Raw genomic sequence first — 15,840 nt, forward strand, 5'->3', positions numbered from 1 at the left:
CTCTTCCTCCTGGCTTGTGCGGTTCAGACGGTTTCCCGGACGGCACGGGCGAGGACGCGCAGTCCCTCGTCCAGCTCGTCCGGGGTGATGGTGAGGGCGGGCAGCAGCTTGACGACCTCGCCCTCCGGGCCGGACGTCTCGATGAGCAGGCCCAGTTCGAAGGCCCGCCGCGCGACCCGCGACGCCCGGTCCTTGGAGTGGAACTCCAGGCCCCACACCAGACCGCGCCCGCGGTACTCCTTCACATCGGCGAGGTTCTCCTCGGTGATGGCGATCAGCGCCTGCTCGATCTGCTCACCCCGGGCCCGGGTCTGCTTCTCCATGGCCGAGCCGTCGGCCCAGTACGTCTCAAGGGCCGCGGTGGCGGTGACGAACGCCGGGTTGTTACCCCGGAAGGTGCCGTTGTGCTCGCCCGGCTCCCACACGTCCAGCTCCGGCTTGAACAGGCACAGCGACATCGGCAGCCCGTAGCCGCTGATCGACTTGGACACCGTGACGATGTCGGGGACGATCCCGGCCTCCTCGAAGGAGAAGAAGGCGCCCGTACGGCCGCAGCCCATCTGGATGTCGTCGACGATCAGCAGCATGTCCTGCCGTTCGCACAGCTCCTTGAGCGCGCGCAGCCATTCGGGCCGGGCGACATTGATGCCGCCCTCGCCCTGCACGGTCTCCACGATCACCGCGGCGGGCTTGTTCAGGCCGGAGCCCTGGTCCTCCAGGAGGCGCTCGAACCACAGGAAGTCGGGGACCGTGCCGTCGAAGTAGTTGTCGAACGGCATCGGAGTGCCGTGCACCAGCGGGATCCCGGCGCCGGCCCGCTTGAAGGCGTTGCCGGTCACGGCGAGCGAGCCCAGCGACATCCCGTGGAAGGCGTTCGTGAACGACACGATCGCCTCGCGCCCCTTCACCTTCCGCGCCAGCTTCAGCGCCGACTCCACGGCGTTGGTGCCGGTCGGGCCCGGGAACATGACCTTGTACGGCAGATCGCGCGGGCGCAGCACCAGATCCTGGAAGGTCTGCAGGAAGGACCGCTTGGCCGTGGTCGACATGTCCAGGCCGTGGGTCACTCCGTCCCGTGCCAGATAGTCGATCAACGCCCGTTTGAGTACGGGGTTGTTGTGGCCGTAGTTGAGTGAGCCGGCGCCGGCGAAGAAGTCGAGATAGGCATGACCGTCCTCGTCGTACATCCGGCTGCCCTGCGCGCGGTCGAAGACCGTGGGCCAGCCGCGGCAGTAGCTGCGCACCTCGGACTCGAGGGTCTCGAAGACGCTGAGGTCGGGCTGGGTGATGGTCACGGTGAATCGCTCCTCAGTGGGCGGTGATGTCGGTCAGCGGACCGATGCGATAGAGGACTTCGGGATCGTGCGGACCGTCCGGGAACAGCTCGGCGGGGAACAGCACCTCGCGCTCCAGGTGTGCGCCGTGCCGGGTGGCGAACGAGGTGAACAGCCGCTCGGAGGCGGTGTTGCCCGGGGTGATGGTCGTCTCCACGTCGGTGATGCCGCGCTCGGCGGTGAGCCGTGCCGTCAGCCCGTCCAGCAGGGCGGCGGCGATACCGAGGCCCCGGTGGCCGGAGTCGACGGCCACCTGCCAGACGAGCAGGGTGCGGGGGCGCTCCGGCCGCACATAGCCGGTGACGAAACCGACCGGCTCCCCGTCCGCACCGCGCGCCACGGCCGAGGTGGCCGCGAAGTCCCGGCACCACAGCAGATAGCTGTACGAAGAGTTCAGGTCGAGGGTTTTCGATTCCTTGGCGAGACGCCAGAGCGCGGCTCCGTCGGTCACCGCCGGCTGGTCGATGAGCAGGTCTGCGGGTGCGGCAGTCATGCGGCACGAATTTAGCGAGGCGAATTGGGAAATGCACGGCCGCCGTCGCTGTGCCGCACAGCGGGTGCAGTGAAATGCCCGGATTGCCCCATGGCGAATCAGGGCAAATCCACCCTACTGTGGGGTGTGTCACAGTAGGGAAACCGTCAATGATCCGCAAGAAAGCCGCTGACAAATCCCCTGTTTAGCTTTGCAAAAAGCGGGCAGAAGAAGACGGGAAGCTATCGTCCGGAGAATTGGCGGGAATTGTGAAACTAAATTGAATTCAGACGCCGGTGGTTCCGTCGATTCGTTCACGCAGAATGTCGGCGTGTCCGTTGTGCCGGGCGTACTCCTCGATGAGATGGATGAGCACCCAGCGCACACTGACCTCGACCCCGGTCATCGGCGCGTCGGTGATCCGCCCGGTATCCTCCAGATCCCGCTCGGCCAGCAGCTCCCGGCCGCGCGTGATCTCCGCCCGCCACACGGCCAGGGCTTCCTCCAGCCCGCGCTCAGGATCGAGGCCGTACCCCGTTCTCTCCTCGAACACTGGCGGTACGTCGAGTCCGGCCAACACCCGCTGGAACCAGGTCCGTTCGACCTCGGCGAGGTGCTGGACGAGCCCCAGCAGGGTCAGCGGCGACGGCTCCGCCGAGGCGAGCCGCACCTGCCCGTCGTCCAGTCCCCGGCACTTCAGCTCCAGCGTGGCCCGGTGGAAGTCCAGCCAGCCCTCCAGCATGGGGCGTTCGGGACCCGTCAGGACGGGGACCGGACGACCGTCGGGAAGGGTGGGAGGCGTGTTGTCGGTCATGCGGCGAGGATGACACGGGCCACTGACAACGCGGGGGTTCAGGGGCGGAGCCCCCTGGGCCTAGCGCCCGTCGCCGAGTGCCGCGCCGATCGCCGCCAGGCACCTCTGCACAGTCTCCGGCGAAGCGTCCGCCCCGTAGTGGTTGACCCGGATCATCTCCTTGGCCAGCGCACCCCCGCCGGCGGCGAGCGGCAGCGCGGGGTCGCTCTCCAGTGCCCGCGCCACCAGTTCCGAGGCCACTGCCCCCGACGGCACCCGCAGGGTCGTGGCGACCGGTGCCGCGTCCTTCTCCTCGTACACATACGGCTCAAGCCCCCCGCCCAGGGCGACCGCACCCTGCCGCGTGGCCAGTGCGGCGTCGCGGTGCCGGGCCATCACCGCGTCCAGGCCCACCGACTCGATCCGCTCCAGACACGCCTGAAGCGCCAGCATCTCCAACTGGGCCGGAGCGTGCGGCAGCACCCGGCGGCCGACGTCGATCCAGCGCTCCTTCCAGTCCAGCAGGGACAGATAGGAACGGCGCGGCGCACGGGGGTTGGCCGCCATCCGGGCCCAGGCCCGCTCGCTCACCGAGATCGCCGACACGCCCGCCGGGCCGCCCATCGCCTTCTGCGCGCCGATCACACACAGGTCGACACCCCACGCGTCCGGCAGCACCGGCTCCGCGCCCACGGAGGCGACCGCGTCCAGGTAGAACAGCGCGCCCTGCTCCCGTACCGCATCGCCGATCTCCGCGACCGGGTTGGTGTTGCCGGTCGCCGCCTCCGCGTGCACCAGCGACACGAAGTCGATCTCCGGGTGCTCGGCGAACGCCTCCCGGATCTGCGCGGCGGTGACCGCCGTGTGGAAGGGGACGGAGAAGTCGTGCACGGTCGCGCCGCAGGCGCGCAGCCAGTCGCCGAAGGTCTGGCCGTACGGGCCCGTGATCACGTTCAGGGCCACCGTGCCCGGACCGGCCGCCGCGCGGATCGCGCCCTCCAGCGGCAGCAGCGCCTCACCCTGGGTGACCAGCACGTCCTGGCGGGTGCCCAGCAGCCGGGCGATCCCGTCCTCGATGGCGGCGAAGCGCTCGGCACCGAGCGGGGGCAGATCGAGGAACGGGTGGCTCACGGCGGTGCTCTCTCTTCGGTCACGGAGGTCGGGACTCCCTTGATCTTAGGTCCAATGGCCCGGAAACCATGGGTTTGATTTGAGAGACTCAAACTCTTCCTTATAATCGGAACCCACAGTTCCCGCATAAGCTCCCCGACACGGAGATCACCCCATGAAAACGCTCGGACGCCGGACCCGCCTTCTGGCAGCCACCACCGCGACGGCCGGGCTCGTGCTCGTGGCCGGCTGCTCCTCCAGCTCGGGCAGCGGCCCGGCGACCGTCAAGGGTGTCCACATCGTCAAGGCCGGTCAGCTGACCACCTGCACCCACCTGCCGTACCCGCCGTTCCAGTCGGAGATCAACGGCAAGGTGCAGGGCTTCGACGTCTCCCTCATCGACCTCGTCGCCAAGAACCTCGGCGTCAAGCAGCAGATCCTCGACACGCCGTTCGAGAACTTCAAGACCGGCGCCTTCCTGAACTCCGGCCAGTGCGACCTGGCCGCCGCCGGCATGACGATCACCGCCGAGCGCAAGAAGAACGTCGACTTTTCCGACCCGTACTTCGAGGCCACCCAGGCCGTCCTGGTCGACAAGGACAGCGGGATCAACTCGCTCGCCGACGTCAAGGCCAAGGGCAAGAAGCTCGGCGCCCAGGCGCAGACCACCGGCGAGGACTTCGCCAAGAGCAAGGGCTTCGACCCGGTCTCCTTCGCCTCCTCCGACGCGGTCCTCAACGGCATGCGCACCGGACAGGTCCAGGCCGTCATCATCGACTACCCGGTCGTCCAGGGCTGGCTGAAGGACAAGGCCAACGCCGAGAAGTTCAAGGTCGTCGACAACCTCAAGACCGGCGAGCAGTACGGCTTCACGGTGAAGAAGGGCAACAAGGACCTGCTCGACGCCATCAACAAGGCCCTCAAGGACGCCAAGGCCGACGGCACGTACAAGAAGATCTACGAGCAGTGGATCGGCCCGTACGACGCTTCCGCCGCCTCCCCGGCAGCCTCCTGACCCCATGACCGACACGGACACACGTATCCAGCCGAAGAAGACCGGGCTGACCCGCCGGCAGAAGCGCCGGCTCTCGCGGGCGGCGCAGTACGCCGTCTTCGCCGCCGCGGTGATCGCCTTCGCGGTCACCGCGGACTGGGGCCGGCTGCAGAACCAGTTCGCGCAGGCCCACATCGCGAGGCAGCTGTTCCCGGACCTCATCACGGTGGCCCTCAAGAACACCGTGCTGTACACGCTGTCCGGCTTTGTCGTCGGCCTGGCCCTGGGCATGGTCATCGCCCTGATGCGCCTGTCGTCGGTGGGGCCGTACCGCTGGCTCGCCGGCATCTACATCGAGATCTTCCGCGGTCTGCCCGCGCTGCTGATCTTCATCTTCGTCGGCGTCGGCGTGCCGCTGGCCTTCCCGAGCATCCAGTACCCGGGGGGCACCTACGGCAAGGTCGCCGTCGCCCTCGGACTGGTCTCCGCCGCCTACATGGCGGAGACGATCCGCGCGGGCATCCAGGCCGTGCCCAAGGGGCAGATGGAGGCGGCCCGTTCGCTCGGGTTCTCGCCGGCCCGGGCCATGGTCTCCATCATCCTGCCGCAGGCCTTCCGCATCATCCTGCCGCCGCTGACCAACGAACTCGTCCTGCTCTTCAAGGACTCCTCACTGGTGCTGTTCCTCGGCGTCACCCTGGAGGAGCGCGAGCTGTCCAAGTTCGGCAACGACCTGGCCAGCTCGACCGCGAACTCCACGCCGATCCTGGTCGCGGGCCTGTGCTACCTGCTGATCACCGTCCCGCTCAGCCTCGTCGTGCGCCGTATGGAATCCAAGGCCCTGAAGGAGATCCGGTGACCCGCCCCGAGATCAGCGTCCAGGACCTGCACAAGTCCTTCGGCGACAACCACGTCCTGCGCGGCATCGACCTGGAGATCGGCCAGGGCGAGGTCGTCTGCGTCATCGGCCCCTCCGGTTCCGGCAAGTCCACGCTGCTGCGCTGTGTGAACCTGCTGGAGGAGCCGACCCAGGGCCAGGTCTTCGTCGGCGGCACCGAGGTGACGGACCCCGACGTCGACATCGACGCCGTACGCCGCCGTATCGGCATGGTCTTCCAGCAGTTCAACCTCTTCCCGCACCTGAACGTCACCGAGAACCTCACGCTCCCGCAGCGCCGGGTCCTTAGGCGGGACAAGGCCGAGGCCGCGAGGATCGCCGCCGAGAACCTGGCCCGCGTCGGCCTCTCGGAGAAGGCGGCGGCCTACCCCTCCTCCCTCTCCGGCGGCCAGCAGCAGCGCGTGGCCATCGCCCGCGCCCTCGCCATGGGCCCCCAGGTGATGCTCTTCGACGAGCCGACCTCCGCGCTCGACCCCGAGCTGGTCGGGGACGTCCTCGCGGTCATGCGCCGGCTCGCCCGCGAGGGCATGACCATGATGGTCGTCACCCATGAGATGACCTTCGCCCGCGAGGTCGCCGACCGGGTCGTCTTCATGGACGGCGGCCTGATCGTCGAGGACGGCACCCCGGACCGGGTCATCGGCGACCCGCAGCACGAACGCACCCGCCACTTCCTCTCCCGCCTCCTCGACCCGGCCATGGCCGAAGTGGAGGAGGAGACCTCCGACCAGGTGGGGAAGGCCCGGCCGTAGGTCGTTAAGGTGCGGTGCATGAGCGATGGCGCGGTGCTGCATGTGAAGGGGCGGGTCCTCGTCGGACCCGAGGACGTCCGCGACGAGCTGTGGGTGGTCGGGGGCCGGGTGTCCTACGACCGCCCCGCCGGCGTCCGCGACATCACCACCGTCGAGGGCTGGGTCCTGCCCGGCCTGGTCGACGCGCACTGCCATGTGGGCCTCGACGCGCACGGCCCGGTCGACGCCGCCACCGCCGAGAAGCAGGCACTCACCGACCGGGAGGCGGGCGCCCTGCTGCTGCGGGACGCGGGCTCGCCCTCCGACACCCGCTGGATCGAGGACCGCGCCGACCTCCCGAAGATCATCCGGGCGGGCCGGCACATCGCCCGCACCCGCCGGTACATCCGCAACTACGCCTGGGAGATCGAACCGGACGACCTCGTCGCCTATGTCGCCCAGGAGGCCCGGCGCGGCGACGGCTGGGTCAAGCTGGTCGGCGACTGGATCGAGCGCGACCTCGGCGATCTGTCTCCCTGCTGGCCGCGCGAGGCGGTCGAGGCGGCGATCGCCGAGGCCCACCGCCTCGGCGCCCGGGTCACCGCGCACTGCTTCGCGACGGACTCCCTGCGCGACCTGGTCGAGTCCGGCATCGACTGCATCGAGCACGCCACGGGCCTGACCGACGAGCTGATCCCGCTCTTCGCCGAGCGGGGCGTCGCGATCGTCCCCACCCTCGTCAACATCGCCACCTTCCCGCAGCTCGCGGCCGGCGGCGAGACCAAGTTCCCGCGCTGGTCCGCGCACATGCGGCGGCTGCACGAACGCCGCTACGACACCGTGCGCGCCGCCTACGACGCCGGGATCCCGGTGTACGTCGGCACGGACGCCGGCGGCTCCCTGGCCCACGGCCTGGTCGCGGGCGAGGTGGCGGAGCTGGTCACCGCCGGCATCCCCGCCGTGGACGCCGTGTCGGCGACCAGCTGGGGCGCCCGCGCCTGGCTCGGCCGCCCCGGCCTTCAGGAGGGCGCGCCGGCCGACCTGGTGGTGTACGAGGGCGACCCGCGCGCCGACGTACGGGTGCTGGCGGCGCCGCGCCGGGTGGTGCTGAACGGGATCGTGGTCGAGTAGCGGGACGGCCCCCGCAGAACGCCTGTGCCCGGCGATTCGAAGGAGAGTGCGGGATATCCACGTTTGAGTGAAGTGACCCTGGATCGCTGACCGTTCACCCACAGTGCGTACAAGGTTGACGTGTCCCAAGCATGTTTCCTCTGGGGGTCCCACCACCTTGAACAGCGACAACTTCCGCATGCCCGCACGCCGTCTCGCCACCGCCGCGACGGTCACCGCCCTGGCCGCCGGTCCCGCGGTCCTGGGCGCGGGCGCCGCGCACGCGACCACCGACCACGGTCGCGCCTCCGCCGTCGTCCTGCGCACCGGGCTCGACGTGTCCCTTCTCGACAAGACCGTCGACGTCCCGCTCGCGGTCTCCCTCAACGAGGTCCAGGCACCGCGGAGCGCCGACCGGACCGCGCTGTCCGCCCGGCTCGACGCGGTGGCCGGCGGCCGGCCGTTCACCGTCCTCGGCGCGGACGTCGCCTCCGCCAGGGCCACCGCGACAGCGCGGCGCGCCGAGGGCTCGGTGCGGGTCGTCAACGCCCGGCTGCACGTTCCCGGCCTGCCCCTGCTGTCCCTGATCGAGGTCGGCACGGTCACCGCCAGGGCGACCTGCGAGGCCGGCAGGGCACCGGCCGCCACGGCGAACGTCCTCGGCGCGGTCACGGTCCTCGGCAAGCGCGTCACGCTCACCGCGGGCGGCCCGACCGACGTGAAGGTGCCCGGCGTCGGCGAGGTCCGCCTCGACCTCGCCCAGCGGCGCACCACGACCCGCACGGCCGCCGCCACCGCCCTCGAACTCAAAGTCTCCGTCAACCCGTTGAAGCTCAACGTGGCCGACGTTCAGGGAACGGTCACCCTGGCCAAGGCGACCTGCGAGTCCCCGATGGCCCCGCCCAGCGGGCACCCGGTGCCGAGCCACGACCCGGCCGCCGGTGTGAAGCCGCAGGGCGCCCGGGCCGACCTCGCGGAGACCGGCGGCAGCTCCGCCACCCCGTACATCGCGGGCGGCGCGCTGGTGCTGGTGCTGGCCGGCGGGGGAGCGGTGACGGTGGCCCGCCGCCGCAAGGGCTGACACCGCGCCGCCAGCCGCTCCCCGCTCGCCGTCACACCGGGCAGGGAGCGGCCTCCCGGCCCGACCGGAGCGTCGCCGCCCACCTGGGCAGCTGCTACAGCAGGGCGGCCGACAGCGCCGACAGGAACCCGCTCACCGTGCCCCGGTCCCGCACGGCGACCCGCACCCACTCCGCACCGAGCCCCGGAAACGTGTCCCCGCGCCGCACCGCATAACCAAGATCACGCAACCGGTGCCGTACCTCGGCAGCGCCTGCCATCCGGACCAGCACGAACGGGCCCTCCGCAGGCTCCGCCACCCGGACACCCCGGTCGGCGAAGGCCCGCAGCCCCGCCACCAGATGGGCTCGGTCCGCCGCGATGCGATGCGCCGCATGCCCCGCCTCGGCCAGTGCCCGGGACGCCACGCACGCCTGCGCGGCCGCGAGGGCCGGCGTCGAGACGGGCCACAGCGGCTGCGCCCGCTCCAGCTCGGCGACGATCTCCGAAGGAGCCAGCACATACCCGATCCGCAGCCCGGCCAGCCCCCAGGTCTTGGTCAGACTGCGCAGCACCACCAGCCCCGGCACATCGGTCCGCCCGGCCAGCGCCTCCCGCTCACCCGGCACCGCGTCCATGAACGCCTCGTCGACCACCAGCACCCGTCCGGGACGGGCGAGTCGAACGATCGCCGCCGCCGGATGCAGCACCGACGTCGGATTCGTCGGATTCCCGATGACCACCAGGTCCGCGTCCTCCGGCACCGCCGCCGGATCCAGCCGGAATCCGTCCTCCTCCCGCAGCAGCACCCGGTCCACGGTGTGCCCCGCGTCCCTGAGCGCCGCCTCGGGCTCGGTGAACTGCGGGTGCACGATGACCGGTCGGCGCACCTTCAACGCGCGGGCCAGCAGCACGAAGGCCTCCGCCGCGCCCGCCGTCAGCAGCACCCGCTCCACCGGCAGCCCGTGCCGCGCCGCCACCGCCGCCCGCGCGGCCCGCCCGTCCGGGTAGGCCGCGAGGGACGACAGCGAGACGGCGATCTCCTCCCGCAGCCACGGCGGCGGCGTGTCCGCGCGCACGTTGACGGCGAGATCGACCAACGCGGCCCCGTCGTCCCGTACTTCGGCGTCCCCGTGATGCCGCAGATCGTGCCCGGACGCGCCGGTGTCCTCAGTGCGCATGACTGTGCGAGTGCCCCCCGTGATGGTGGTGCCCGTGGCCGTGCCCATGACCGTGGTGGCCGTCGTCGTCCGGGTGGAAGTGCGGCTGCTGCGGCAGCCCCACCTTGTCCTCGAAGCCCGGCAGCGCGATCCGGTACACGCACGAGTCGCAGTTCATGCGCAGATCACCCTTGACGGCCTCCTCGTACCGCTCCATCACCAGGTCGAGCAGCTCCGGCTCGGGCCCGATGACATCGGCCGAGCGCACCTCGATGTCCGGATGCGCGGCCGCCCAGCCCTCGGTCTGCTGCCGCACCCGGTCCGGCAGGATCCCGGTGAACAGGAAGTACGGGAGGACGACGATCCTCTGCGCCCCCAGCGCCACGCACCGGTCCAGGCCGCTCGGCACGTCCGGCGCCGCCAGCGACACGAACGCCGTCTCCACCCCGGCGTACCCGCGGCCCTCCCACAGCAGCCGCGCCGCCTTGTACACCTCGGCGTTGGCGTCGGGGTCGGTGGAGCCGCGCCCCACGAGCAGCACCGTGACATCCGCCCGGTCCCCGGGCGTGCGGGCCGTACCGCCGAGCGCGTCGTCCAGCCGCCGCTCCAGCACGCTCAGCAGCGCCGGGTGCGGGCCCAGCGGGCGGCCGTAGGTGTACGAGATGCCCGGGTGCCGTTCCTTCTCGCGGGCCAGCGCGGCCGGGATGTCACCCTTGGCGTGCCCGGCGGACACCAGCATCAGCGGCACCGCCGCGAACCGCCGTACGCCCCGCTCGACCAGCTCGGCGACGGCGTCGCCCAGCGGCGGCGGGGACAGCTCGATGAAGCCGCCCGCGACGGGCAGCTCGGGGTGGCGGCGCCCGAGCTGCTGGACGAAGTCGCGGAACGCCTCGGCTCCGGCGTCGTCACGGGTGCCGTGTCCGGCGATGAGCAGGGCGGGCGGGGTGGTCACGAGGTCTCCTCAGGCGAAACGGTGTGGTACAGCAGGGCGTTGAGCGCGGCGGCGGCGACCGCCGAGCCGCCCTTCTCGGACACGTTGCTCACGGCGGGCAGCCCGCTCTCGCGCAACGCGGCCTTGGACTCGGCCGCGCCGACGAAGCCGACGGGCAGGCCGATGACGAGTGCGGGGGAGGCGTCCAGGGTGAGCAGCTCCTCCAGGGCGGTCGGCGCACAGCCGATCACCCAGAGGGCCCCGGGACCGACCTGCTCGTAGGCGAGCCGGATCGCATGGGCGGACCGGGTGAGACCCGGCCCGGACTCGGCGTCCTTGAGCCGGCAGACGGTCTCCCGGCGGGTGATCCCGGCCGCGACCATCTCCACGTCCACGACGACCGGCGCACCGGCGTGCAGCGCGGCATGCGCCTTCACCAGGTCGTCCTCGTCCGTCACGAGGTCGGTCGCGTACTCCAGGTCGGCGGCGGAGTGGATGACCCGCTCCACCACCCCCCGGGTCAGCGGAGGGAAGTGTGAGGTGTCCAGGCGGGCGCGCAGCCGCCGGAAGGACTCCTGCTCGATCGGGTGGACCACACGGTTCACTTCGCCTCCTCCTGCGATGCCTGCCAGCGGTAGCCGCGCGGCGTCACCATGCGCCCCGCGATGTCCCGGGTCGCCGTGTTCCCCACGGTGACGACCGTCATCATGTCGACCGTCGCCGGGTCGAGCGCGGCCAGTGTCGTCAGCCGGCTGGACTCGTCCGGCCGCGAGGCGTTGCGTACGACACCCACGGGCGTCGCCGGCTCCCGGTGCTCGGCGAGGATCGCCAGCGCCTTGGGCAGCTGCCAGTCGCGGCCCCGGGAACGCGGGTTGTAGAAGGTGACCACGATGTCCGCCTCGGCCGCGGCCCGCACCCGCCGCTCGATGACCTCCCACGGCGTGTGCAGGTCGGACAGGCTGATGGAGACATGGTCGTGGCCCAGCGGCGCGCCCAGGATCGCCCCGGCGGCCAGCGCCGCGGTCACCCCGGGCACCCCGACCACGTCGATGTCGTCCGAGGCCTCGGCGAGCGCCGGGGAGGCCATGGCGTACACGCCCGCGTCCCCGCTGCCGATCAGCGCCACCGCATGCCCCTTGCGGGCCTCCGCGACCGCCGTACGGGCCCGCTCCTCCTCGGCGCCGAGCCCCGACTCCAGCACCCGGGTGCCGGGCCTGAGCAGGTCGCGGATCTGGTCGACGTACTGGTCGAGCCCGACCAGCACCGAGGCCCGGCGCAGCTCGGCCGCCGCCCGCGGGGTGAGCAGGTCCCGGGCGCCGGGTCCGAGCCCGACCACCGCGAGCCGCCCGCGCCCCGGACGCCGTACGACCGCACAGGTCGCCATCGCGGGCCGGGCCGTGGACTTCCGCTTGGGCACGAGGAGTTCACCGCCGCGCACCAGGGCGGCGGCCTCCGCCACGGACGGCGTCCCGACGGCCGCGAGCGGCGCGTCGGACGGATTGGGCACCTCGACGGCCGCGAGCCGCTCGGCGGAGTACGTCACCACCGGCACGCCCAGCCGCTCGGCGGCGGCCACGATGCCCGGCTCGTCCGCCTTGGCGTCCACGGTGGCCAGTTCGGCCACCGACCTGGCCGACAGCCCCGCCTCCCGCAGCGCGTCCTCGACGAGCCCGAGCACCTCCTCGACCGGCGCGCCCTTGGACGCGCCGACCCCGACCACCAGCGACGGCGGCCTGAGCAGCACCTCGTGCTCCGCCGGCACGACGTCCCGGTCGGTGAGCCGGACGGTGTACGACCCCTGCGCCGAGGTCGGCAGCGGGGGCAGCGGCCACGGCGACTCCGCCTCCAGGGCGACCGGTTCGCCGTCCAGCAGGGCGCGGGAGACCAGTGCGACCGAGCCCTCGCAGGGCAGTCCGAGCGTGTCCAGGCCCGCCAGTCCGACGGAGTCCGTGGCGGTCGTCACCACCGGCTCGGCGCCCAGCAACCCGCCGACCGCGCGGGCGAGTTCATTTGCGCCACCGGCGTGCCCGCCGACCAGTGACACCGCGAACCGGCCCCCCTCGTCGACGCACACCACACCCGGGTCGGCGGTCTTGTCGCCGAGCAGCGGCGCGAGCAGCCGCACCGTCGCGCCCGTCGCCAGGAAACACACCAGCTGCTCGCACTCGGCGAACGCGGTCCGTACCGCTTCCCCGACGGGACCCTCGTACACCCGCGTCCGGTCCGGCCAGGCCGCGGCCAGCCGGTCCCGAGCCGCCGCCCCCGCCGCCGTGGCGGAAATCAGGCCGATCACTGGACAACTCCTTCACATGACGCCGGGGCCCTGACGCCCCAGAGCAGAAACACAGGATTGGTCGCCGCGAGCCGGGTCACCCCGCCCGGCAGCGGCGCCAGCCGCGACGACTGCAGCAGCACCCCGTCGCAGCGGAACCCGGCCGCCGTGAGCGCCTCGCGCGCCGCCGGCACCCGGTCGAGGGCGGCCATGGCGACGACCACGGTCCGCCGCGCCCGCCGGGCGCACGCGGCGACGACGGCGGGCAGCTCCCGGCCGCCACCGCCGACGAACACCGCGTCGGGATCGTCGAGCCCGTCCAGGGCCCCCGGTGCCGAGCCGTGCACCACCCGCACCCCGACCCCGTGGGCCCGCGCGTTGGCGCGGATCCGTTCGACCCCGTCGGCCGCCTTCTCGACGGCGACGACGGCCGCGCCGAGCCGCGCGCACTCCACCGCCACGGAGCCCGAGCCGGCCCCCACGTCCCACACCAGGTCGCCCAGCCGGGGACCGAGCCGGGCCAGCGCCAGCGCCCGTACCTCGAACTTGGTGATCATCGAGTCCCGGTGCGCGAACTCGCCCTCGTCCAGCGCCCAGCGCGCCGGCCGCTCCGGCACGCCGGCGACGGTACGCACCCCGCCGAGCGCCCGCGCCTCGTCCAGGCACAGCACCACGCTCACCGCCGCACCCCAGTCCCGGGCCGCCGCCTCGGCGGGACTCGTCCGCTCCACCCGCTCCCGCTCCGGGTCACCGAGCGCACTCGCCACGACGAGCACCCGGTCACCGTCGCCGAGCGCGGCGCCCAGCTCGGCGGGACCGGCGCCCGGGCCGGTCAGCACGGCCACCTTGGGATGCGCCCGGCAGGCATTCACCGCCGTCCGCAGATCCCGGCCGTGCGCGCTCACCACGACCGCGTCGTCCCAGGGCAGCCCGAGCCGCGCGAACGCCGTCGCGACGGAGGACACCCCCGGCCGCACATCCAGCAGCTCGGCGCCGAACCGCTCGGCCAGCGCCCGTACGATCCCGAAGAACCCGGGATCCCCGGAGGCCAGCACCACCACCGCCAGCTCCTTGCCGGCGTACTCGGCGATCGTGTCCAGCGCCGGCGCCAGCGGCCCGAGCACCACCCGTTCGGCCCCCTCGGGCAGCCGTACCGCGTCCAGGTGCCGGCGCCCGCCGACCACCAGCGCGGCGCCCGCGAGGACGTCCTCGGCGACCGGTGCGCCCGTCCCCGTACCGACGACCGTGATCAACTCTTCGCCCTCTGCTCGCGCAGGGCCCGCCGGGCCTCCGGGTCGGCCTTGCGGTACCCGTGGAAGTGGCCCGGGTGGTACAGATGCGAGCGGGTGCCCTGCGCGTCGAGCGCCGGGCCGACCAGGAAGAGCGTGTGCTTCCAGAGCTTGTGCTCCTTGACGGTCTCCTCCAGCGTGCCGATCGTGCACTTCACGACCAGCTCCTCCGGCCAGGTCGCCTGATAGGCCACGACCACCGGGGTGTCCGTCGGATAGCCGCCCTCCAGCAGCTCGCGCACCAGCTGCCCGCTGCGCGCCGCCGACAGGAAGATCGCCATGGTGGTGCCGTGCCGGGCGAACTCGCGCACCTCCTCGCCGGGCGGCATCGGCGTCTTGCCGCCGCCCAGCCGGGTGAGCACGACGGACTGTGCGACCTCGGGAATCGTCAGCTCGCGCTGGGCGAGAGCGGCGACGGCGGAGAAGGACGAGACCCCCGGCACGACCTCCGCCGCGATCCCGATCTCCGCGCACCGGTCCAGCTGCTCCTGTGTGCCGCCCCACAGCGCCGGATCGCCGGAGTGGATCCGCGCCACCTTCAGACCCTCGGCGTGGGCACGCCGGTAGACGGCGACGACGTCCTCCAGGGGCATGGCCGCCGAGTCCAGGATCTCCGCGTCCGCACGCGCGTGCTCCAGGACCTCCTCCTGGACCAGGCTCGCGGCCCAGATCACCACGTCCGCCTCGGCGATCGCACGCGCGGCGCGGAACGTCAGCAGATCGGCGGCGCCGGGGCCGGCACCGACGAACGTCACCTTGCCGGTGGGGGCATCGGCCATGGGAGGGGTCCTCTCGTACGGAAACTGCGGGAACTGCGGAAACTGTGGGAACTGCGGGAACGACGGAAACGCAAGTCGGAATCGGTGAAATGTCAGGGTCTGGGGGAGTGCGATCGGCGCCGGATGTGCGCGAAGGCACCTCCATCGGATAGCAAGGGCCTATGGCGGTCTTCGTCGCGCTCGGCGCGTTCCTGATGACGCTGGCCGGCGGCTGGACGGCACAGCGCGTGACCGACCGTCGGCACCTGGTCCTTGGCCTGGCCGGCGGTCTGATGCTGGGCGTGGTCGGCCTGGATCTGCTGCCGGAGGCGCTGCACGCCGCCGACCGCGAGATCTTCGGCGTACCCGCCGCCCTGCTGCTGTTCGTGGGCGGATTCCTGCTGGCGCATCTGGTGGAGCGCACGCTGGCCGCACGCCAGGCCGCCCACGGCGGCGCCGAGGGCCACAACCACCGGGCGCCCGAGGTGGGCCTGACGGCCGCCGCCGCGATGGTGGGACACAGCGCCATGGACGGCGTGGCGATCGGCGCGGCCTTCCAGGTGGGCGGCGGCATGGGCACGTCCGTCGCGCTCGCCGTGATCGCGCACGACTTCGCCGACGGCTTCAACACCTTCACCATCACGAGCCTGTACGGCAACGCCCGCCGCCGCGCCATCGCGATGCTGGTCGCCGACGCCTGCGCACCGCTGGTGGGCGCGGTGTCGACCGCCTTCTTCCACATCCCCGAACCGGTGCTCGGCGGCTACCTCGGCCTGTTCGGCGGCGTTCTGCTCTACCTCGCCGCCGCCGAGATCCTGCCCGAGGCCCACCATGAGCACCCCGCGCGCTCCACCCTGCTGTGCACGGTGGCCGGCGCGGCTTTCATCTGGCTGGTGGTCGGCCTCTCCGGCGGCTGACCCGACCGGCCG

General features: G+C 72.2%; 16 protein-coding genes. 6 read left to right on the forward strand and 10 right to left on the reverse strand.

Annotation, left to right across the window (positions count from 1 at the left end):
* Positions 1-23 precede the first annotated feature (23 nt).
* The 4 genes from ectB to AB0L75_RS12945 all read right to left on the reverse strand — a co-directional run bounded on the left by ectB (position 24) and on the right by AB0L75_RS12945 (position 3,730).
* Positions 24-1,295, reverse strand: coding sequence for a diaminobutyrate--2-oxoglutarate transaminase (ectB, locus tag AB0L75_RS12930; protein ID WP_365179571.1), 1,272 nt, complete (start codon positions 1,293-1,295; stop codon positions 24-26).
* Positions 1,296-1,308: 13 nt separating this feature from the next.
* The gene (gene ectA, locus AB0L75_RS12935; RefSeq protein ID WP_365179574.1) at positions 1,309-1,827 is read right to left on the reverse strand and encodes a diaminobutyrate acetyltransferase; all 519 of its coding nucleotides are present in this window, start codon (positions 1,825-1,827) and stop codon (positions 1,309-1,311) included.
* Between the two features lie 265 nt (positions 1,828-2,092).
* Positions 2,093-2,620: a DinB family protein gene (locus AB0L75_RS12940; protein WP_365179577.1), complete on the reverse strand. Its 528-nt coding sequence runs from the start codon at positions 2,618-2,620 to the stop codon at positions 2,093-2,095.
* Positions 2,621-2,680: 60 nt separating this feature from the next.
* Positions 2,681-3,730, reverse strand: coding sequence for an aminotransferase class V-fold PLP-dependent enzyme (locus AB0L75_RS12945; protein ID WP_365179580.1), 1,050 nt, complete (start codon positions 3,728-3,730; stop codon positions 2,681-2,683).
* A 154-nt stretch (positions 3,731-3,884) separates the two neighbouring features.
* On the opposite strand from AB0L75_RS12945, the gene AB0L75_RS12950 reads away from it, so the two are divergent.
* The 5 genes from AB0L75_RS12950 (at position 3,885) to AB0L75_RS12970 (ending at position 8,523) form a co-directional block, all read left to right on the forward strand.
* The gene (locus tag AB0L75_RS12950; RefSeq protein ID WP_365179583.1) at positions 3,885-4,724 is read left to right on the forward strand and encodes a transporter substrate-binding domain-containing protein; all 840 of its coding nucleotides are present in this window, start codon (positions 3,885-3,887) and stop codon (positions 4,722-4,724) included.
* Positions 4,725-4,728: 4 nt separating this feature from the next.
* Complete coding sequence (locus tag AB0L75_RS12955) at positions 4,729-5,562, forward strand: amino acid ABC transporter permease (protein ID WP_365179586.1); 834 nt, start codon at positions 4,729-4,731, stop codon at positions 5,560-5,562.
* Entirely contained in the window at positions 5,559-6,353 is a 795-nt protein-coding gene (locus tag AB0L75_RS12960) for an amino acid ABC transporter ATP-binding protein (RefSeq protein ID WP_365179588.1), read from the forward strand. Before AB0L75_RS12955 ends, AB0L75_RS12960 begins: the two co-directional genes overlap by 4 nt.
* 18 nt (positions 6,354-6,371) lie before the next feature.
* Positions 6,372-7,463 (forward strand): amidohydrolase family protein, encoded by a 1,092-nt coding sequence (locus tag AB0L75_RS12965; protein WP_365179590.1) that lies wholly within the window; start codon positions 6,372-6,374, stop codon positions 7,461-7,463.
* 157 nt (positions 7,464-7,620) lie between these two features.
* Entirely contained in the window at positions 7,621-8,523 is a 903-nt protein-coding gene (locus AB0L75_RS12970) for an SCO1860 family LAETG-anchored protein (protein ID WP_365179593.1), read from the forward strand.
* Positions 8,524-8,617: 94 nt separating this feature from the next.
* On the opposite strand, the gene cobC is transcribed toward AB0L75_RS12970, so the two are convergent.
* From cobC to cobM, 6 genes are read right to left on the reverse strand one after another with little or no spacing between them, the layout of a single operon-like run.
* Entirely contained in the window at positions 8,618-9,682 is a 1,065-nt protein-coding gene (cobC, locus tag AB0L75_RS12975; RefSeq protein WP_365179595.1) for an Rv2231c family pyridoxal phosphate-dependent protein CobC, read from the reverse strand.
* Entirely contained in the window at positions 9,672-10,613 is a 942-nt protein-coding gene (locus AB0L75_RS12980) for a sirohydrochlorin chelatase (protein ID WP_365179598.1), read from the reverse strand. Before AB0L75_RS12980 ends, cobC begins: the two co-directional genes overlap by 11 nt.
* A complete protein-coding gene (locus AB0L75_RS12985; protein WP_365179600.1) occupies positions 10,610-11,197 on the reverse strand; it encodes a precorrin-8X methylmutase in 588 nt (195 codons plus the stop codon). The genes AB0L75_RS12980 and AB0L75_RS12985 overlap by 4 nt, the downstream gene beginning before the upstream one ends.
* Positions 11,194-12,885: a precorrin-3B C(17)-methyltransferase gene (cobJ, locus tag AB0L75_RS12990; RefSeq protein ID WP_365179603.1), complete on the reverse strand. Its 1,692-nt coding sequence runs from the start codon at positions 12,883-12,885 to the stop codon at positions 11,194-11,196. The genes AB0L75_RS12985 and cobJ overlap by 4 nt, the downstream gene beginning before the upstream one ends.
* Entirely contained in the window at positions 12,882-14,117 is a 1,236-nt protein-coding gene (gene cbiE, locus AB0L75_RS12995) for a precorrin-6y C5,15-methyltransferase (decarboxylating) subunit CbiE (RefSeq protein WP_365179605.1), read from the reverse strand. The genes cobJ and cbiE overlap by 4 nt, the downstream gene beginning before the upstream one ends.
* Positions 14,114-14,932, reverse strand: coding sequence for a precorrin-4 C(11)-methyltransferase (cobM, locus tag AB0L75_RS13000; protein ID WP_365179608.1), 819 nt, complete (start codon positions 14,930-14,932; stop codon positions 14,114-14,116). The genes cbiE and cobM overlap by 4 nt, the downstream gene beginning before the upstream one ends.
* 161 nt (positions 14,933-15,093) lie before the next feature.
* On the opposite strand from cobM, the gene AB0L75_RS13005 reads away from it, so the two are divergent.
* A complete protein-coding gene (locus tag AB0L75_RS13005; protein WP_365179611.1) occupies positions 15,094-15,828 on the forward strand; it encodes a ZIP family metal transporter in 735 nt (244 codons plus the stop codon).
* The last annotated feature ends 12 nt before the right edge of the window (positions 15,829-15,840 follow it).

It is taken from the genome of Streptomyces sp. NPDC052101 (genome assembly GCF_040680235.1).
Classification (GTDB): Bacteria; Actinomycetota; Actinomycetes; order Streptomycetales; family Streptomycetaceae; genus Streptomyces.